This window comes from Marinobacterium aestuariivivens (assembly GCF_042661465.1).
Lineage (GTDB): Bacteria > Pseudomonadota > Gammaproteobacteria > Pseudomonadales > Balneatricaceae > Marinobacterium_A > Marinobacterium_A aestuariivivens.
On sequence record NZ_JBHSWE010000001.1, the window covers coordinates 3,791,668 to 3,811,235 of the forward strand.

At 61.7% G+C, this 19,568-nt stretch carries 16 protein-coding genes and 2 pseudogenes; 11 read left to right on the plus strand and 7 right to left on the minus strand.

Annotation, left to right across the window (positions count from 1 at the left end; translation table 11 throughout):
* Positions 1–45: 45 nt before the first annotated feature.
* Positions 46–1,320 (minus strand): flavin-containing monooxygenase, encoded by a 1,275-nt coding sequence (locus ACFQDL_RS19805; protein ID WP_379910523.1) that lies wholly within the window; start codon positions 1,318–1,320, stop codon positions 46–48.
* Between the two features lie 381 nt (positions 1,321–1,701).
* Between ACFQDL_RS19805 and ACFQDL_RS19810 the strand changes: the two are divergent.
* A pseudogene (locus tag ACFQDL_RS19810) lies at positions 1,702–2,421 on the plus strand (SDR family NAD(P)-dependent oxidoreductase); the annotation flags it as partial.
* A 209-nt stretch (positions 2,422–2,630) separates the two neighbouring features.
* Here the strand turns inward: ACFQDL_RS19810 and ACFQDL_RS19815 are convergent.
* On the minus strand, positions 2,631–3,815 hold the full coding sequence (locus ACFQDL_RS19815; protein ID WP_379910524.1) for a flavin-dependent monooxygenase: 1,185 nt from the start codon (positions 3,813–3,815) through the stop codon (positions 2,631–2,633).
* Between the two features lie 236 nt (positions 3,816–4,051).
* Here ACFQDL_RS19815 and ACFQDL_RS19820 point away from each other — a divergent pair, with 236 nt between their 5' ends.
* The 8 genes and pseudogenes from ACFQDL_RS19820 to ACFQDL_RS19860 all read left to right on the plus strand — a co-directional run bounded on the left by ACFQDL_RS19820 (position 4,052) and on the right by ACFQDL_RS19860 (position 11,699).
* Positions 4,052–4,561 (plus strand): flavin reductase family protein, encoded by a 510-nt coding sequence (locus ACFQDL_RS19820; protein ID WP_379910525.1) that lies wholly within the window; start codon positions 4,052–4,054, stop codon positions 4,559–4,561.
* A gap of 126 nt (positions 4,562–4,687) precedes the next feature.
* Positions 4,688–5,587 carry an FAD-binding oxidoreductase gene (locus tag ACFQDL_RS33010; protein ID WP_465263972.1) on the plus strand — a complete coding sequence of 300 codons (900 nt, stop codon included), beginning with the start codon at positions 4,688–4,690 and terminating at the stop codon, positions 5,585–5,587.
* 180 nt (positions 5,588–5,767) lie between these two features.
* Positions 5,768–6,550 (plus strand): SDR family NAD(P)-dependent oxidoreductase, encoded by a 783-nt coding sequence (locus tag ACFQDL_RS19835; RefSeq protein ID WP_379910526.1) that lies wholly within the window; start codon positions 5,768–5,770, stop codon positions 6,548–6,550.
* A gap of 32 nt (positions 6,551–6,582) precedes the next feature.
* Entirely contained in the window at positions 6,583–8,172 is a 1,590-nt protein-coding gene (locus ACFQDL_RS19840) for a FadD3 family acyl-CoA ligase (RefSeq protein ID WP_379910527.1), read from the plus strand.
* A 97-nt stretch (positions 8,173–8,269) separates the two neighbouring features.
* Positions 8,270–8,701 carry an FAD-dependent oxidoreductase gene (locus ACFQDL_RS19845; protein WP_379910528.1) on the plus strand — a complete coding sequence of 144 codons (432 nt, stop codon included), beginning with the start codon at positions 8,270–8,272 and terminating at the stop codon, positions 8,699–8,701.
* Positions 8,596–9,761: pseudogene (locus ACFQDL_RS19850) on the plus strand (FAD-dependent oxidoreductase). The gene ACFQDL_RS19845 and the pseudogene ACFQDL_RS19850 overlap by 106 nt, the downstream one beginning before the upstream one ends.
* Before the next feature lie 324 nt (positions 9,762–10,085).
* Positions 10,086–10,802 carry a polyamine aminopropyltransferase gene (locus ACFQDL_RS19855; RefSeq protein WP_379910529.1) on the plus strand — a complete coding sequence of 239 codons (717 nt, stop codon included), beginning with the start codon at positions 10,086–10,088 and terminating at the stop codon, positions 10,800–10,802.
* A gap of 33 nt (positions 10,803–10,835) precedes the next feature.
* A complete protein-coding gene (locus ACFQDL_RS19860) occupies positions 10,836–11,699 on the plus strand; it encodes a PA4780 family RIO1-like protein kinase (RefSeq protein ID WP_379910530.1) in 864 nt (287 codons plus the stop codon).
* A gap of 149 nt (positions 11,700–11,848) precedes the next feature.
* On the opposite strand, the gene ACFQDL_RS19865 is transcribed toward ACFQDL_RS19860, so the two are convergent.
* Both ACFQDL_RS19865 and ACFQDL_RS19870 read right to left on the minus strand, forming a co-directional pair.
* Positions 11,849–13,120, minus strand: a complete 1,272-nt coding sequence (locus ACFQDL_RS19865) for an MFS transporter (RefSeq protein WP_379910531.1) — start codon at positions 13,118–13,120, stop codon at positions 11,849–11,851.
* 310 nt (positions 13,121–13,430) lie between these two features.
* Positions 13,431–13,895, minus strand: coding sequence for a hypothetical protein (locus ACFQDL_RS19870; RefSeq protein WP_379910532.1), 465 nt, complete (start codon positions 13,893–13,895; stop codon positions 13,431–13,433).
* A 632-nt stretch (positions 13,896–14,527) separates the two neighbouring features.
* Here ACFQDL_RS19870 and ACFQDL_RS19875 point away from each other — a divergent pair.
* Positions 14,528–14,773 carry a hypothetical protein gene (locus ACFQDL_RS19875; protein WP_379910533.1) on the plus strand — a complete coding sequence of 82 codons (246 nt, stop codon included), beginning with the start codon at positions 14,528–14,530 and terminating at the stop codon, positions 14,771–14,773.
* Between the two features lie 93 nt (positions 14,774–14,866).
* Here the strand turns inward: ACFQDL_RS19875 and ACFQDL_RS19880 are convergent, their stop codons facing one another.
* Entirely contained in the window at positions 14,867–15,601 is a 735-nt protein-coding gene (locus ACFQDL_RS19880; RefSeq protein WP_379910534.1) for a GAF domain-containing protein, read from the minus strand.
* Between the two features lie 644 nt (positions 15,602–16,245).
* Here ACFQDL_RS19880 and ACFQDL_RS19885 point away from each other — a divergent pair.
* Positions 16,246–17,520, plus strand: coding sequence for a M12 family metallo-peptidase (locus ACFQDL_RS19885; protein ID WP_379910535.1), 1,275 nt, complete (start codon positions 16,246–16,248; stop codon positions 17,518–17,520).
* 290 nt (positions 17,521–17,810) lie between these two features.
* Here the strand turns inward: ACFQDL_RS19885 and ACFQDL_RS19890 are convergent, their stop codons facing one another.
* Both ACFQDL_RS19890 and ACFQDL_RS19895 read right to left on the minus strand, forming a co-directional pair.
* Entirely contained in the window at positions 17,811–18,656 is an 846-nt protein-coding gene (locus ACFQDL_RS19890) for a transposase (protein WP_379910536.1), read from the minus strand.
* A gap of 553 nt (positions 18,657–19,209) precedes the next feature.
* Positions 19,210–19,491 (minus strand): carboxypeptidase-like regulatory domain-containing protein, encoded by a 282-nt coding sequence (locus ACFQDL_RS19895; protein ID WP_379910537.1) that lies wholly within the window; start codon positions 19,489–19,491, stop codon positions 19,210–19,212.
* Between the last annotated feature and the right edge of the window lie 77 nt (positions 19,492–19,568).

Sequence of the window (19,568 nt, forward strand, 5' to 3'; positions counted from 1 at the left end):
TGTCGAGCAGCGCCGGATCGTCAACCTGGGATTCGATCCAGGCGGTCAGCCCTGGCGCATCTCGTCGTTGGCGGCGCTGACCGACAGCTCGCTGTCCCAGCTCTCGTCGACCAGGGTCTTGTCGTAGACGCCCTCGACGGTGGCGTAGAACAGCCAGAAGCGGTACCACTTGGAATAGAAAGGCAACTTCTTCAACGCCCATTTCTGACCTTCGCCAACGGCGCTATGGTATCCCGGGTTCGGGAACATCCAGGCCGGCGAACGCTGGAACACCTTGAGCGCGCCCGCGGTTTTGGCGACCTCCGGAATGATCTGGAAGGCGCTGGCGCCCGAGCCTATCACCGCCACCCGCGTGCCTTCATGCTGGCAGCTGTCGGGCCAGGCGCCGGAGTGCACCAGCTGGCCTTCGAAGCGGTCGAGACCCGGGATATCAGGCATCTTCGGCCGGTTCAGCTGACCGACGGCGCTGATCACCGCGCGGGCCTCGAGCACCTCGCGATGGCCATCCCTGTCACGTATCTCGACTTTCCAGGTCTGGCTTGGGTCGTCGAAAACCGCGCTGACGACTTCGGTCTCGAAACGGATTTTCTGCTCGACGTCGTAGTCCCGGGCGCAGCGCTCGTAATATTCGCGGATCTCGTCGGAGAGCGGGAAGTGGTTGCGCCAGTCGTGGTTGGGCTCGAACGAAAAACTGTAGCTGTGACCCGGCACGTCGACGCGGCAGCCAGGGTATTTATTCTCGAACCAGGTACCGCCGACGCCCGGATTTTTCTCGATGATCGTATAGGGAATGCCGGCCTCGTCGAGGCGGATACCGGCCAGGATGCCGCCCATGCCGGCGCCGATAATGACCACCGGAAAGTTCGCCGCCCGCGCCTTCAATACCGGATCTTCCAGCACCAGGCCGCGCTGGTCGACGCCGTCCAGCGCGATCTCCTCGTTGATGAACGCGAGGTATTCTTCGTCGAATGCCCGGCCGCTCATGTAACTGAACATCTCCGGTACGGCGCTGACATCGAACGGCGGCAGGGTGCAGCCACGCTCGCGGTAACCCTGGATCACTTCGAGCGCCTGGGCCCGTACGGATTCCATCTCCTCCAGCGTGAAGCCGCCTTCGCCGTAGCGGCTCTGGTCTTCCGATCCCGCCGACACCACATCGGTGTTCTTGGGCCGGATGGCCCCCTTCAGGATGCTGGTGTCGCCGGTCATATGAACCATCGACATGATCAGTGCCGCCGTATTCACGTCCTTCAGTGCCTCGGCGATAAAGGCATCGTCTTCGGTAATGGGTTCTGCGGAAGGCTTTAAATGCTTGCTCATCGAACGAACTCCGGTTGTTTTTGTTTTCCCCCGGCAATGGCATTAACGGGCCATTGCCGACGGCTTTATTCGTCTCGATTTTAAATAGGGGGAACAGCCGAAGATTCATCCAAACGGACGATTAACGATAAAAACACACAAATATTATGGAATTCACGACAGGCGTGGCGCACCCAAAGGGCGGTTACCCGTCACGAACAAGGCTCTACCGGCAAAATGCAATGATCGATGCCACGGACTCGTCTGAATAGAGGACGCGACGACCGGGTAATGACAATAAGGTGATTGAGCCCGGTCTGTCTGTACAGGAACCGGCTACAACCAGAAGAATAAACGGAGAATCACTATGACAGCACATATTCTGATCCTGGGGGGAGCAGCGGCATCGGTCTCGCCAGTGCCCGGCAACTGCTGGAGCAGGGCGCAACCGTCACCCTCTGTGCCCGCAATCGCGCGCGGCTCGAGGCGGCGGTGGGCGGCCTCGAGGCCGGCCACCCCGGGCGGGTGCGCTATCTGGTCGCCGACGGCATGGACGAGGCGCAGGTGCGGGACGCGGTGGCTCTGGCCTGTGACGAGCAGGGGCAACTGCAGGGGGCCGTTGCGGTGCCGGGCGGCGGTGGCTTCTGCGTCCTGACCGAGCTTCGCGCCGAGCAGATGCGCGACGAGCTCGCCGCCAATACGGTGCCGCTGCTTAACCTGATACAGGCCGCGATTCCCCGGATGCCCGAGGGAGGCAGCCTGGTGGCCATCTCGTCCATCGCAGCGTTCCAGAGCTCCCGCGGTCTGTCCAGCTACTGCGCCGGCAAGGCGGCGCTGGAGGGGTTCCTGCGCGTCGCGGCCGACGAGCTGGGGGCGCGCAACATCCGCCTCAACGGCGTGCGCCCGGGGCTGACCCGCACCAACGCCACCAGCGGCATGTTTGCCAGCCCCGAGGTGATGGCGAAGTTTCCGGCGCAGATCCCGCTCGGCCGCGTCGGCGAGCCCGACGATGTCGCCGCTGCCGTCACCTTCCTGCTGGGGCCGCAGGCCAACTGGATGACCGGTCAGTTCATCACCGCCGACGGCGGCCACGGGCTGCGGGCCTTCCCTGAACTCTTCTGATTGTCACAGTGGCTGTGACTGTGACTGTGGGAGCCGCGCCCCGCGGCGAATGGCTTCAATGCCAGGAAGGTTCGCGGCGAGGCGCCGCTCCCACAGGCGCCGCGCTTTCGTGGGAGCCGCGCCCCGCGGCGAATGGGTTTGGTGCCAGGGTTATTCGCGGCGAGGGCGCCACTCCCACGGGTGCCGCTCCTACAGGTGCCCTTGTCCTGTTACAGGAAGAAGTCGGTGTTGTCCTGGCCCATCAGCACACCGCCGAGGTTGCGGCCATACTTGTCGGGGCCGTTGGCCACGTGCACGCGTCCGGCGAGGATGTCGCGGAAGTGGCGGTTGATCGGGTGATCGTTGCGGATCGCCATGGCGCCGCAGCATTTGAACAGCTTGATGATCGCCTGCACGCATTTTTCCGGCACGACGGCCGAGTCGAAGCGCATCTTGATCCGCTCTTCCAGCGTCAGCGGCTGGCCCGCGTTGGCGCGCGCCACCATCAGGTCGAAGTTGCGGAACAGCACCGTCTTGCATTCGTCGATCACGGCCGTGGCTTCGGCGGCGACCATCTGGGCGCTTGGGTCGAGCACGGTGCGGCGTCCGTCGTTGACGCCGACGCGCTCGCGGTTGAACGCCAGGTACTCGTTCAGCGCCCCCTGCAGTGCGCCGATCGCGGACGAGGAGACCGCGCGCACGAAGATCTGGCCGAACGGCAACCGGAACAGCGGTGCGGTGTTGACGGCGTTGCCCGGGCTGTCCTGGTTGAAGCCGTCGATCGATCTATGGGTGCGGTAGTCCGGCACGAAGACGTCGTCGACGACGATGTCGTTGCTGCCGGTGCCCTCTAGACCCATGACGTTCCAGTTGTCGACGATCTCGTAGTCGGCGCGCGGCAGCAGGAAGGTGCGGTAGTCCGGCGCGTCGCCCTCTTTTTCCGGCGGCACGATGGCACCGAGGAATACCCAGTCGCAGTGCTTCGAGCCGCTGGAGAAGCCCCAGCGCCCGCTCAGGCGGAAGCCGTCCTTGACCCGCGTGACCTTGCCGACCGGCATGTAGGACGACGAAATCAGGGTGCTGTCGTCCTCACTCCAGACATCCTTTTGGGCGCGGTCGTCGAACAGCGCCAGCTGCCAGTTGTGGATCGCCACCACCCCCAGCACCCAGGCGCTCGACATGCAGCCTTCGGCCAGGGTCATCTGTACCTCGAAGAAATCGCGCGGTTCCAGCTCGTAGCCGCCGTAGCGTGCCGGCTGCAAGATGCGGAAGAAGCCGGCGGCCTGGAAGTCGTCGATGGTCGCCTGAGGCAGCTTGCCGAGCCGGGCGGCTTCCGCGGTCCGCTCCCCGAGCACGGGCACCAGCTCTCGGGCCCGCTGATGCAGCTCCTGGCGAATCTGATCCTTGTCTATCATCTCGTCTCTCCGGATTTTATTCGTTCGGTTGCGGATGCCCGCAAGCGGCATTCTTGCAGTCGCTCCCGGGCGTCACATCCTCTAAACGGATTAGGCAGACCGGCGCGAGGCCGTTAGTCCATGCGGACGATGCAGCCGCGCAGGGGGCGGTCGAAAATGCCAGCCATAACAACGCGCCGGCCGTCGTTTGCACGCTACCGGCAACAGACCCGACCCGTGGGAGAGGAGCCAGGACCATGACTCAATCAGCGGAACAGCAGCTCAAGGACCAGATGCGTACGGCGATGCGCCGGTTGGCCCAGTCCGTCACCATTATTTCCAGCAGCAACGGTCGCGAGCGCTTCGCGATGGCCGCCACGGCAGTGAATTCGCTGTCGACCGAGCCACCGTCGCTGCTGGTCTGCGTCAACCGCTCCGCGGCCATGCACGGGCCGCTGTCGGAGGGGAACGATTTCTGCGTCAACATTCTCGGTCGCGAGCAGGAGGAGCTGTCGGTCGCCTGCGGCGGCAAGCTCCGCGGCGAGGATCGCTTCAGCGCCGGCAACTGGGCGATAAGCGACGCCGGCACGCCCTATCTGAACGATGCCCAGGCCAGCCTGCTCTGCAGCCAGGACGGCGCCATCGACTACGGCACCCATACCATCTTCATCGGGCGTATCAAGGAGATCCGCAATACCGCGGAGATCGACCCGCTGATCTACCTGGATGGCGCCTATACCACCAGTGCGGCGATGGAAACGGCCTGATCCGGACAACAGAAAAAAGCGACGGCCGCAACGGGAGGAGATCGTCATGGGAGCCGCAGAACTGCCAATCAGCGAAGCGCCGGCGAAGGGGGCAAGTATCGCTACCACGCGCTGACCGTCGAGCGCGTGATCGAAGAAACCGCGGACGCCAAGTCGCTGGTATTCCGCATCCCGGAGCCGCTGCGTGCGCTGTTCGACTACCGCCCGGGGCAGTTTCTGACCCTGAGGGTGCCGTTCGAGGGCAAGCGGCTGATCCGTTGCTACTCCCTCGCCAGCTCGCCCGACGTCGATGCCGAACACAAGGTCACCATCAAGCGGGTCGACGGCGGCCGGGTCTCGAACTGGCTCAACGACCATGTTGCCGCCGGCGACAGTCTCGAAGTGATGCCGCCGGCCGGGCACTTCCAGCTGCGTCATCCCGAGCGCGACCTGGTGCTGTTCGGCGGCGGCAGCGGCATCACGCCGGTGCTGTCGATCCTGAAGTCCGCCCTGCACCTGGGCGCGGAACGCATCCGCCTGGTCTATGCCAACCGCGACGAGGACTCGATCATCTTCAAGCGTGAACTGCGCGAGATCGGCTTGGCTTGCCCGCAGCGGCTGGAGGTGGTCCACGTCCTCGACAGCGTGCAGGGATTTCTGACCGAGGCGATGGTGACCCAGCAGATCCGCGGCTTTGACGATGCCGAGTATTTCATCTGCGGGCCGGGGCCTTTCATGGATACCGTCGAGCGCGCCCTGCTGGCCGCCGGTACCGACAGTCGCCGCATCCATATCGAGCGTTTCGTCTCGCCGCCGGATCCCGACGAGCAGGACACCGCGCCCAGCGCGATGCCGGACAGCGGCGCGCCATCGGCGCAGCTGGCGATCGAGCTGGACGGCGAAAGCCATGCGCTGGAGTGCCGGACGGGGAAACCATCCTGCAGGCCCTGCAGCGTGCCGGGCTCGATGCGCCCTCGTCCTGCGAGGAGGGCTTCTGCGGTGCCTGCATGGCGACGCTGGAGGAGGGGTAACGCTGGCCGCCAATGATATTCTCTCCGAGGCGGAACTGGCCGAAGGCTGGACCCTCTGCTGCCAGGCCCGGCCCAGCAGTGCCACCTGCAAGCTTAAGTTTCCGGATTGATGTGGGAGCGGGGCGCCGCTCCCACGGTTGTAGCTGTCCTGATACTCTCGAAACACTTTAAAGAACAACAACACCAAGGAGACCCCATGAATCGACTGGAAGGCAAGGTTGCGCTGATCACCGGCGCCGCATCCGGCATCGGACTGGCCTGCGCCACCCGCTTCGCCGCCGAGGGCGCCATTGTCGTTGGTACCGATATCGCCGAGCCGCGCGACAACGGCTGGCAGACGGTCGCCGACGCCGCCCCCGATACGCTGTTTCTGACACTCGACGTCAGCGATGACGCCGCCGTTGCCGCCACCGTCGAAACCATCGTCGGGCGCTTCGGCCGTATTGACGTGCTGCTCAATGCCGCCGGTGTGGTCGGTCAGGGTGCGGCCGATGCCGTTCGTCTGGATATCTGGGACCGGACCATGGCGATCAACCTCAACGGCAGCTTCTATACCGCCCGCCATGTGGCGCCGCAGATGGTGCACCAGCGCAGCGGCTCGATCATCAACATAGCCAGCATCTTCGGCATGGCCGGCTGCGACAACAACCTCGCCTACAACGTATCCAAGGGCGGCGTGGTGCAGCTGACCCGCAGCCTGGCCGCCGATTACGGCTGGGCCAACGTGCGATCCAACTGCCTCTGCCCCGGGCTGATCGACACTCCGATGACGGAAATGGTGCGCGAGAACGAGGCTTTCCACGCCTACTTCGCCAGCCAGCACATGCTGCAGCGCGCGGGCCGGCCGGACGAGGTTGCCGCCGCGGCCCTGTTCCTGGCCTCCGAGGATGCGTCCTTCGTCTCCGGGCAGATGCTGATGGTCGACGGCGGCTTCTCGGCCGCGCGCCGTTTCGCGCCGCCGCCGGAAGCGGAGGCCTGAGGCCGGCTCGGGGATTCGGAGGACACTGGACTATGGAAGCAAAGGCAACTATGCCGCAGACGTTACCGCGCCTGATAGAGACATCCGCGAGCAGGTACGGCGATCACCCTGCGATCGAGGAGGGCGCCACTCGTCTCAGCTATCGCGGGTTGGCGCGGGCTTGTCGCGAGGCGGCCCGCGCGCTGCTCGGGCTCGGCATCGCGCCGGGCGACCGCATCGCCATCTGGGCGCCGAATATCCACGAGTGGATCCTGGCAGCCGCGGCGACGCAGTCGGTCGGCGCGGTGCTGGTGCCGCTCAATACCCGGATGAAGGGCGCCGAGGCGGGCTACGTCCTGCGTCGCAGCGGCGCGCGGGGACTGTTCTGCATCGGTGACTTTCTGGGCGCCGACTACCCGGGCATGCTGGCCGGCGAGGAGCTGCCGGCGCTGGAATGGCGCGTGATCCTGCGCGGCGAGCCGGCCGCGGGCGGCGACCTCGGCTGGAGCGCCTTCCTGGCCCGTGGCGAGGGCGTGACCGAGACGGATGTCGAAGCCCGCGCCGCCGACGTGCAGCCGGACGATACCGCCGACCTGCTGTTCACGTCCGGCACCACCGGCAAGCCGAAGGGCGTGATGTGCTCCCACCGCCAGAACCTGACAGCGGTGGGGGACTGGAGCGCCATCGTCGGGCTGCGCGCGGACGACCGCTACCTGATCGTCAATCCGTTCTTTCATTCATTCGGCTACAAGGCCGGCTGGCTGGCGGCGCTGATACGCGGCGCCACCATCCTGCCGCACCCGGTATTCGACGTCCCGGCGATTCTCGAACGTGTCGAGACGGAGCGCATCAGCGTGCTGCCGGGCCCGCCGACGCTGTACCAGTCGATCCTGGCACACCCTGCGCGCCACGATCATGACCTCTCGAGCCTTAGAATCGCGGTCACCGGCGCGACGGCGATACCGGTCGAAATGATTCATCGCATGGACCGGGAGCTGGGCTTCGAGATCATCGTCACCGCCTACGGCCTTACGGAGACCTGTGGTTTCGTCAGCATCACCCGTCAGGGTGACGGCGCCGAACGCATCGCCACCACCTCCGGCCGGGCCTTCCCGGGCATCGAGGTGCGTTGCGTCGATGCCGACGGCAGGGAAGTACGCCGGGGCGAGCCGGGCGAAGTGGTGGTGCGTGGCTACAGCGTCATGCAGGGTTACTTCGAGGATCCGGAGGCGACGGCGGAAGCCATCGACGGCGACGGCTGGCTGCATACCGGCGATGTCGCGGTGATGGACGCGGACGGCTACCTGCGCATCACCGACCGCATGAAGGACATGTTCATCACCGGCGGCTTCAACTGCTACCCGGCCGAAATCGAGAACCTGATGGCCGCCCACGAAGCCATCGCCCAGGTCGCCGTCGTCGGCGCCCCGGACGAGCGCCTCGGCGAAGTGGCAATGGCCTTCGTCGTATCCGTCGCCGGTGCCGCTATCGACGAAGCCGGGCTGATCGCCTGGTGTCGCGAGCGCATGGCCAACTACAAGGTTCCGCGCCGTATCGCGTTCGTTTCGTCGCTGCCGCTGAACGCCTCCGGCAAGGTGCAGAAGTTCGAGCTGCGTCGGCGTGCGGCCGGGACGGCCGTCTGAGCGGCTTATGACATAGTGGGAGCGGCGCCTGTGGGAGCGGCGCCCCCGCCGCGAATTCCGCATAGCTTGTGAAATAGGCCCAACTTCGAGGTGAACGATGAACCAGATCCCAAAATTCGATCCCGCCCGGGCCCTGAAACTGAACGAAGTCAGCCATTGGGACATCGAGACCGAGGTGGCGGTGGTCGGTTTCGGTGGCGCCGGCAGCTGCGCCGCGATAGAGGCGGCCCGGGCCGGTGCCTCGGTGCAGGTGTTCGAGGCCTTCTCGGCGGCGGGCGGTTCCACCGCGCTGTCCGGCGGCGAAGTCTATCTGGGGGGCAATGGCGGCACCCCGATCCAGAAGAAGTTCGGCTTCGACGACAGCACCGGGGATTTCTTCAACTACCTGATGATGCAGCACGCCCCCAGGCGGACGAGGCGAAAATCCGCGCCTACGCCGAGGGCGCGGCCGCGCACTTCGACTGGCTGGTGCAGCAGGGCGTACCGTTCAAGGAATCCTTCCTCGACGAGCGCGTCGTCGAGCCGATGACCGACGACTGCCTGATCTACAGCGGCAACGAGAAGGCCTGGCCAGAGGTGGCACAGTGCAAGCCCGCGCCCAGGGGCCATGCGGTGCAGCTGGAGGGCATGGGCGCCGGCGCCGTGCTGATGCAGCACCTGGAGCAGGTCGCGCTGGACGCGGGCGTGCAGGCCCACTACGACTGCCGGGCGCTCTGCCTGATCGTCGATGACGAGGGCGCGGTCGCGGGCCTGATGGTGCGTCAGGACGGCCGCGAACTGGCGGTGCGGGCGCGCGGCGGCGTGGTGCTCTGCGCCGGCGGTTTCGTGATGAACGAGGAGATGCTCAGGCAGTATGCGCCGCAGCTGCTGCGCGGCAATAATCCCATCGGCAATCCGGGTGATACCGGCGCCGGCATCCTGATGGGACTCTCGGTCGGCGGGCTGGCGATCAATATGCACGAGGGCTTTTTCTCGCTGCCGTTCTATCCGCCGTCAACGCTGACCTACGGCATCATCGTCAACGACAAGGGGCAGCGCTTCGTCAACGAGGATGCCTACCACGGCCGCGTCGGCACCGAGATCCTGGCCCAGGCCAGCGAGCGCTTCTACTTCATCGTCGACGTGGACGCCTACGGCAGCTACGAAGAACTCAACTTCATCAACGCCGACGTGGTGGCGACCGGCGACAGCGTCGAGGAACTGGAGCGCGAACTCGGCCTGCCGACGCAGACGCTGGTCGACACCCTGGCCACCTACAACCGTTTCGCGGAGCAGGGAAGGACCCCCTGTTCCACAAGCAGCCGGCATGGCTGCGTCCGCTCGAAACCCCGCTGGTGGCGCTGGACGTGACGCCCGGCCGCGGCGCCTTCTATCCCTACTTCACCCTCGGCGGACTCGACACCCTGCCGAGCGGCGAGGTGCGCAAAGCCGACGGCACTATCGTGCCCGGACTCTATGCCGCGGGCCGCACCGCCGCCGGCGTCCCGCGCCGCGGCCGCGGCTACAACTCCGGCATCAGCGTCGGCGATGCGACCTTCTCCGGCCGCCAGGCGGGCATCGCCGCCGCGGCACGGGCCGGCGATCGCTGATTCTCCACTCTTTTGTGGGCGCCCTACGCTGCGTGGGGCGGCAACATCTTGTAGGAGCCTCGCCCCGAGGCGAACTGCTGTAGAAGCCTCGCACCCAAAGGGCACTTCACCCAAAGGGCACTTCCCCGGTGCGAACACTACCTTGCAGGCGATTTCGCCCAGCCGGTCGATATGCGCTTTCGGGCTGAGTCCGCGGCACATAGCTGGTGATCGGGCAGTGCGAATACCGGGACAGTCTACTCGTGAATAACATTCGATAAATCCGCAAACAAGTATACTGTCCCCGGAATTCCTTAGCGTCCTCGCAACGCGTAGAATGCCGGGATGAGCACACTATTTGAAGAGATCGACTCTCAACCGTCCCCGATCGGCGATATCTCCCTGAGGCGCCGGCGTATACCCGTTATGGGAGATCGGGATATCTATGAAGTGAAACTCGGGGACGAGTTTCTGATGTCCAGCTACTTTGTCGACGGCGAGGTCGCGCTGGCTGATTGCGGGCTCCGGGCATTGAGTGGCGACGGCCTGTCGGTCGTCGTTGGCGGACTTGGCCTCGGCTACACCGCAGCCGCTGTACTCAAGCATGATAACGTCGGCGAACTCCTGGTGGTCGAGTATCTGCCGCCGGTGATCGGCTGGCACCAGCAGGAGAAGGTGCCGCTGGGCAAGGTACTCAATGCCGATCAGCGCTGTCGCTACGTGCAGGGCGACTTCTTTGCACTCAGTGCCTGCGAAGCGGGTTTTGACCCCGACAGGCCGGGCCGGAAGCTGGATGCAATTTTGCTCGATATCGACCACTCTCCCCGGGCGTTACTCAACGACGCCAGCAAACCCTTCTACAGTGAAGCCGGCCTTACGCAGCTGGCCAGCCACCTGATTCCCGGTGGCGTGTTCGGCTTCTGGTCCAATGAGCCGCCAGATGCGCCCTTTACCGAGCTGCTGCGCAGGGTTTTCCCGTCAGTTGAGGTGCACGAGGTCGATTTCCATAACCCCTTCCAGGATCGCATGGCGACCAATACCGTTTATGTGGGGATATTGTGAGCCCCGATAGTACGTCTTTAACCCGGGAGCGCCATGAAAGTCCCTAAACGCCTTATTCCCCTGTTGGAGGATGGTCTTATCGACGAGGTCCTGCGGCCGTTGATGAGTGGCAAGGAGGCCTCCGTCTACGTGGTGCGCTGCGGTGACGAGGTTCGCTGCGCAAAAGTCTACAAGGACGCTGAAAAACGCAGCTTCAAGAAAGCCGCCCAGTATCAGGAGGGGCGCAAGGTTCGCAACTCGCGCCGCGCCCGTGCCATGGAGAAAGGCTCGCGTTTTGGCCGCAACCAGACCGAAGAGACCTGGCAGAATGCGGAAGTCGATGCGCTCTACCGACTCGCCGCCAGCGGTGTACGGGTGCCCGAGCCCTACGGTTGTTTCGACGGCGTGCTGTTGATGGAACTCGTCACAGATTCCGAAGGCCGCGTTGCCCCGCGTCTGAACGATGTCGCGATGTCAGCCGACCAGGCCCGCGAGGATCACCTGATGGTGATGGAGTACGTCAAGCGGATGCTTTACGCGGGATTGGTTCACGGTGACCTGTCGGAATTCAATGTACTGGTGGATGACTACGGCCCGGTTATCATCGACCTGCCCCAGGCGGTGGATGCGGCAGCCAACAACAACGCCCGCGCCATGCTCGAACGCGACGTCGACAACATGACGCGGTACTACGCCCAGTTCGCGGAAGAGCTGCTGGAAACCCGCTACGCCGCCGAGATGTGGAAGCTGTTCGAAGCGGGAGAGTTGTCGCACGAATCCGTCTTGACCGGCATGGTCGCCGAACCTGAACAGGACCCGGATGTGGATGCGGTCATGGCCGAGATTCAGCAGATCCTGTGGGACGAGGAGCAGCGGCGCGAACGCTTGAGGGCTGACCTGCTGGACGAGGAGCGATAAGGCCCGGATTGCGATCATCCCGATTTCCTGCCCCCGGTGCGAGCACCCCCTCGCCGGCGGTTCCGCCAACCCGATCGCTAATTGCTTGCGATCGTGCCGCGCCATTCGGGGAAGCAGGATAGTGCGGGAATTCCGGTTTGTCGTGTCGGCTACGGGATTTTAGCTTCTTCCGCGACGGGCATCAGTGGCTCGCCATCCGCGTCCAGGAGCTGGTGATCGAAAGCCGCCTGGAGACCGGTATCATCCTCGACCTCCTCTTCGTGCCCCTGTTCGAGGTGGCGCGGGTACAGCGGCGACAGGATTGCCACCAGGATGCCGATCGCGGAGAACAGGGCGAACGCATCGGCGTAGCCGAATCCATTCACCAGCACGCCGACGACGGGCGAGCCGGCCGCCTGCCCGAGCGCGCACGCCATGAACGGCAGTACCGGCCCCATCGACAGCCGGCCCGGCAGCAGGCGGATGCCGGTCATCAGATAGAGCCCCGTCAGACTCATATAGGCCAGGCCGAAGACCAGCGCGGAAAATGTCGCGAGCACCAGCTGACCGGGGCTGGCAGCCAGCAATGCCAGGCTCGCGGACAGCATCATCAGCATCAGTGCATGCGTAATGGGCGGGTTGTTGCGGTCGGCCAGGTCGGCCACCACGGCACCTCCGAGGCCGGCGATGCCAACCGCCAGCCACAGCCAGCCGGTTGCGCCAGGTGGCAGGGCGCCGAGGGTGACCATCAAATCGGGCGCGAAGATCCAGTACGCGGAAGATATGAAGCCCATCACGAATGCAAACAGCGAAAGCCTGAAGAGACGCGACCACTGCAGGTTGCTGATCGGCGGCGGCGGCGCGGCGTCCGTCGGCGTGATCTTGGACACCGAGGGGATGAAGTACCAGGCGGCCACCACCCCGATGCCCGCCATGACGGCAAAGGACAGGTAGGCGAAACGCCAGGCCCCGGCCAGGAACAGTACCGTGGGTACGGCAACGGCAACGCCGATGCTGGTACCTGCGTTCATGACCGCGCTCACCCGTCCGTGCAGCGAGCGTTTCACCAGCGCCTGCATGGCGGCCGTAAGCGCCGGCATCATCAGGCCGGTGCAGATCCCGCAGGCGAACACGCCCGCGCCGAGGGACAGAGCGTCAGAGGCCTGGCTGATCAGCGCCAGACCGCCGACGCCGAACCCACCGGACAGCACCGCCGCGTTGCGGGCTCCGAGGTGATCGGCCGCGAATGGTGCGACCAGCGTGGACAGCAGGAAGCTGATGAGCGGCAGCGCGCCGATGATGCCAATCAGGTACGGCGTCAGTTCCAGCTCGGCGCGGATAGGGGGCACGAAGAGCCCGAAGGCGAAGCGCGCGAGCCCGTAACTGATCGCGACCAGCGCTGCACCGAACAGCGCGAATCCTGTGCTCGAGAGAGGCTTCATGGCGCCTCCTCCCGACCGGCATCGAGGAGTCCGGCCCTTTCCGCTTCCAGGCGCCGCCCCTGCCGCCCGATGACCGCCCGTTGATGTTCGAAATCCGTTTTTGCTTCGATGACCATGAAACGCTCACATTCAAAGGGATCTGAAAGGGGGCAGGACCTGTCCTTTGCCTCACCGACAGTCCCGCTTACCCGCGACCCGTGCAGGCCGAAGAATTCTGCTGTTGTCCACATACTATAGCTGCCATTGGCGTACGCTTTGAAAATCGCACCGTCCTTGACCAACCGGACGGCGGGCTACGTCCGGTCGAAGCTTATTCGGCCCTGGCATCGGCGCCATGCTCTGAGAGCTGAGCGCCAAACCACCGATGTATCGCCGTCAGCAGCCGCAAATCATCCGTTTCGAAGCTCAGCTGGGCGCCCTCCGGCAGCTCCGAGTAGGATACCTTGACCGCGGCGGGGTTCGCCTGCAGCTCTGCAAGTCCTGGCATCCCGGCGCCATGCAAAGTGGCCGGATCGGAGTAGTCGCCATGGCTGAACCGCTCGGCTTCGTGTTTCAGGTGCTGGCGAATGAGCGTTATCTGGTCAGCCTCACCCGGTTCCCTTGCCAGGACGCGCTGGATACCACCGGACTCGGTCATCCTGAAGACGTGCACCGTCTTTGCCATCTCGAAGGGCATCACCTGATGCGACATCTGATGAACCCGCTCCTGGGAGGTTTCCGCGAATACGTCCGCCTGGACAAAGAACAGGGCGAGGGCGAAGAGCCTGGCACGCACAGAAGAGACACCTTTGGACAAAATCATGAGCGTTCCCTCGAAGTTGAATGCTTTATTTATCAGGAAATCCGGAATTCCCGGTGGCGTGTCGCGCCGCCGCGGCCAGGGCTGGCGGTCGCCGGTCCTCCAAGCTTTTGTGGGCGCCCCAGGCTGCGTAGGGCGGCTACATCTTGTAGGAGCCTCGTTGTAGGAGCCTCGCCCCGAGGCGAACTGTTGTCGGAGCTAACTGCGCGGGGATACCGGCACCATGCCTGAATGATAGGGTAGGGTGCCGGTAAGCGTAGCGAACCGCACCGCATGCGGCCAACCGGATATGCCCGACCATCCGGTTGGCAGCAGCCGGGCAGCGTGGCCGGTCCCAAAGGTCTTTCCACCAACCTGTCCCCGGAACCCCTTGTGTCGCCAATCCCGGACAGCATAAACCATTGAAAGGCTGATATTTCCATCGGCCCGGACCTGAGGCGTCGGGGAATGGATACGGTTACCGTTGCCATCTACCGCAGGGAGCGCCTAATTCCCGGTTTGCTTCCGGTGTTTCAGACGTAAAGTGATTATTTTTTAAACAGTTGCAAAAGGTGGCACGTTCATTGACTGGTACAACCTGGTACAAACCTGATGAACGGGAGATCACCATGAAGAAAGTAATCACGACAATCGGTGCCGTACTGTTGATGACAGCCGGTGCGGTCTATGCGAACACGGCGGACGAGCTGATCAAGGCGCTGGACGCCGACGGCGACGGGCAGGTCAGTCTGGAAGAGGCGGCTGCCAATCCCGATATCGAGGCGCAGTTCGCGGTCCTCGATGCCAATCAGGACGGTTACCTGACCGCCGATGAACTGGCAGCGGAACCGCAGCCGGAAGAAACCCAGGGCTAATCGCTGGCCCGGGATCCCACCTAGGGCGGCCTGTCGGCGTATCCGCCGATACGCCGCCGGCTATCTGCCCCTTTCCTCTCGCCTACGGAAAGACTAACGCTTGCGGGTGATGGCGTCAGTGACGTGGCCGATGATTTCGGTCGCGATCATAAGGATGTGGTCCTGCGCGAAACCGGCCTCCTTCATTTCGCGGTACAGGGTAAGGGCTATGAGCCGCGCCATCCGTTCGTGATCGCCCGTCAGGGCGGCCTGTCGCCTGCTCTGGTCTTTTTCTGTTGCACGGAGCAGGGCGTTTTGTATGAAGTGGGTCTTGAGCAGGCCTTGAAGGTTGTGAATGTGGATGGACTTCGCGACGACCAGCGCGAGGATGCCTGCAAGTCGAAGATCTTCGGGACCCAGGTGACCGCCGTGGACCGGTGAATCCACGTTAATAACGCCAATGACCTGCCGGTCGAGCAGGATCGGGACCGAAATGACATCATCCGGGCCGGATGCGTCGCGTCTTGCGAGTGGGGCATAAGGCGACTGGTGGAGGTTATTGATCAGCAGCGGTTCGCCGCTGCGTGCGACCTGCCCGGAGATACCGGCGTCGAGGGCGATGGAGGTCCGGTAGGCTTCATCGGGGAGGCAGCCCACATGGGCCTCGACCCGAAGATGCGGTTCGCCCGTTTCGGGATCATGCTTGATCAGCAGGATCGAGCAATGCCGGCACGCCATCGCCTGACCGGCCAGGTTGGCGAGGGTCTTGAGTTCCTGTACGGGAGACTCCACCCGTTCAACGAAGTCGGCCAGTTCCGTGAGGGCATGCGTGAAGTCCTGATCGCTCATCGCTCCATCCTTGCTTCGGAGAGGAATTCAGAGACAGTATACTCCTGAATAACACGCGCCACCTGGTCTTCAAACCCCATAGCCCCCGACCACCGATAAAATCTGCCCGCGATAGTGAAGGGTCATCAATAGTGAAGGGTCAGGTCTCACAATTCACGCGGGTGCTAAGGGACAGGTCTCACATTTCACACTCGAACCATGAACATTGGAAACTGTGAAATGTGAGACCCCGTCTCCCTGTCCCGGGCGCCCATTCCATCTCTGCTTAGAGCTGATTGTTATATCGCTAAAGAGAAGTATTCTCTTTAGCTACATGACTGTGGACTATGCTGCTTGTACGTCGAAACATGTTTTCAGCTTCCATTAAGCAAAAGGGGGGCTATGCGATATTCCCTTTGGTCCGCAATGGCTGGCGCGTTCGTATTGGTGACGCTTCTGTTTTCCTTTCCCGCAGATCGCGTTATCGCAGAAAATGGTGATCGAGGCGACGACAAAGGTGACGATAAAGGCTTTTCTGGCTGGAGTGTTGGTGCAGCTACATTCCGTGCAGCCACCGACGCAGAACTTGATTTAAATGGTTGGCCATCGGGAACGAACCTCGTCCTGAAGTCCCCCACGAGGTGCGAGGCGACGGTGTGCTCCCGGTGGTCTTTGCGCCTGATAACGTAAGATTGCTGCAATTGGACTTCTTGTCACAGCATACCGAAACTGAGTTTCACGAACTGTCCTTCCATGGTTACACGGAACCGGAAAAAACGACTCCGACCTTCGAGATCTACGAATCTAAAAATCGATCTAAGTCGAGTGGGCATGTAATCATTGAGATCGAGGATAGGGCCACCACCGCCCTCGTCGCGGACGTTTCCTTTAATGACGAACGCCGCGAGGTGCTAAGCGCCGAGAAGAACATGAATTTCGAGCAAATCCTTCTGCCCGATGGACGCGAGCCGGACCCCTCGTCGATCCTTGTGATACTCCCGCCAACGTCATCGTCTCCGGCGTCTCCTTCTCAGTCGTTAACGATCGAGGACCCGTCGAATCCCCGAAACATGGCGATCTTCGGTACCATCTACTGGTGCCAGTTGCACCCAGACAATTGGCGCGCGCTGATCGCTGAAACGGCCTTTGAAATTCGGGCGGCATTTCGCAAGAAGCTCGACGTGCAGGGTAACGGCACCACCGACACGGGCTGGGACATCGTGCTGGCCAAGAGCTGGTGCATGTTCTATGACGCATCCGACTACAGCGACTTTGCCGTAGACGAAGCCAAGTTCTGCGAATGGGGTCTGCGCCCCTCCTCAGGTGGTAACAGTTGCGAGGCGAATATTTGCGGCGACGCGCAAGGGATGGAGTATCCGCTCACCGGCTGCTATCGGCAGAGTGAATGTTTCGTTAACAAGGTCTGGGACGCCGTCGAGTACGCGGATCATTACCTGGATCTGCCGAATCTCGAACTCGCGATGGCGCAGACATGGGGCTCGCTCCAAAGTGCCGACAACAATGCAGTGGTTCCAAGCTGCCCGGACGATACCGTTCCTGAGAACGTACCTATCGTCTGCGGACTCGCCAAGGCTCCCGCCGCGGTGAGCGGCGACTTGGCCGGCGCCTCAGTCACGCCTGGACGGCCCTACTCCCTGTGGCCGCCGACAGAACCTACGCTGGACGCCTGCGCCGGTCCCTTCATCTGGAGTCATGAGACCGGGCATAACTTCGGCGCCTTCCATACTGGCGATTTTATGCTGGCCCCGAATAATAATCCTAGCTGCGATCAGTACAACACGCTGATGACCAACCAGACTGGCGGTCCTCCTGGCACGTGCGAGGTCAATGCCTTCAGTGTCGACATGCGCAACCACATGGTGAACACCTGCTCACCTGCTAACTGTCCGAGAACTACTCCGTACGTGGATCAACACTGATTGTGGAGCACGGCGGCTCCCGGTCATGGGAGCCGCAGGTAAATCATGAACAAGTGAAGGGTAAGGTCTCACAATTCACGTTCGCCCAATGATTTGCCTCAGATTGTGAAATGTGAGGTGTGACCCCTGGCCCTGTTAATTTTATCGTTCCCATATTGGGGGATACTTAACCTTAGTTACAAGCTCATGCAGCGAAAGAAGTGACAGATGGATTAACGCCGACACTTCTTTCAGCTCTTTTACTGATACAGTTTCCACCTTTGTTTTTAGAGCACCTCTTGTAAACGGTGTCAGGTCTTGCCTTTTGCCTCACTGACTATCCTGCTTACCCGCGAGTAGTGCAGGCCGAAGAACTCTCCTATTACCTTCATACTATAGTTGCCACTGGCGTATGCTTTGACAATCGCTTCGTTACGCGACGAAGTCACTTTGATGTAGTATTCCAAGGGTTTCGCAAGCGGCCGCCGCTGGGCCGAAGGGATTTCGAGCAAGCGGTCCGCATCGTCAATACGCTTCTGCAACTCATCGACAAACTGCTCGCTGCCAAGATAAACCTGATTGCGCAATTTGCCCCAGGGTGAGGGTTGATGCCTGCCTTCTGCGACGAAACGCTCATAGCGCTCTATTGCCCGGCCACGCTGCTTGCCGAAAGCCAGCAGAATCCCGTCTGTGTTAAGCGCATTCAAGTCAGATTTGTAGCCGACCGTTGCCCGATAACTGCTCCAGGGCCACTCGACGGCAGACCGGACCATTTCGGCCCGCACCGGATTGAGTACGATATACCGGGCCAGCTCCAGCAGATAGGCGCCTTTCTCAACGAGAATAGCCTTGTAACGTCCCTGAAAAACGTGACCTACCCGGCTATGGTGGCGGTTGAACCTTTGTGTGTAGACACCATTGAGCTGCCGCATACCATGGCAGAGATTGCCTTCCGGGGTCTCGATCAAAAGATGGTAATGATTCCCCATGAGGCAATAGGCATGGCATATCCAGTTGAAAGCTTCACAGACATCGTCAAGCACGCCTAAGAACAGGCTTCTGTCCTCATCCGTCTCGTAGATCGACTCGCGCCTATTACCTCGCGAGGTCACATGGTACAGCGCACCTGCGAACTGCAATCGTAACGGTCTGGCCATCCTTGGCTACTCACCGGGCATTGATCTAAGAGTATAGGCCTTATACGCAGGCACTGAGCTTTAAACCAGGAGACCGAAGCAAAAGGCAAGACCTGACCCCGTGACTGACCCCGTGACTGACCCCGTGACCTTGGTTATTACTTGATGATCTTTGTCTCAAATCCGGCGAAAAGTCAGGCGCTGCCTGCCGTTCAGTCACTGTATCTGATCAGAGTCAGGACGAACACTAGGGGTCAAGTCTTGTCATTTGCCGTCAGCATATCCAGACTACCTCAATGGACAAAACGCAAGACCTGCCCCCAATGTCCAATACGAGCTATCCTAGCTATATGAAACCTTCTTGTTCAAGAATGCTTTTATCTGAAACGACATTAGGTTGGATCGGTGAAATAGGTATACTGTCCCTAGAGTGTCAAAAAATTTTGTAATTGACTTTGATCATCCAAAAATGACTGGATTATACTAGGGTTCATCGCCTAGATCTATATATTGAATTAAATGTCGATTCAAGCAGGGGCGCAGATTTTCTGCGCCCATACCTTGCATTGTGAGATTATTTTTTAGATAGATCCACATCCACGATTTCGTTCGTTGATTTCACCGTCCTTGTGTAGATGTTGTAACCTGGCGCGTTGACCAACATCGTATCACCAGGAATAAAAGAGCCAGTTACTCGATAACTACCAAGCGCATTAGTCGTTGCACTATCTCTATTTATCACTACATGTGCCGACGGAATTGGCGTTCCTGATTCTTTATCACGGACAACTCCTTGCATACTTGAGCATGCAGTTAAAATAAGAGAAGAGCACAAAATAACTAGTTTCTTTTTCATGACTTTCCTTAAACGGTTGTTTGGAAAATATAATGACTAGATAAAGGACGCCAAAGCCATAGCGAAGCGGCGGTTTT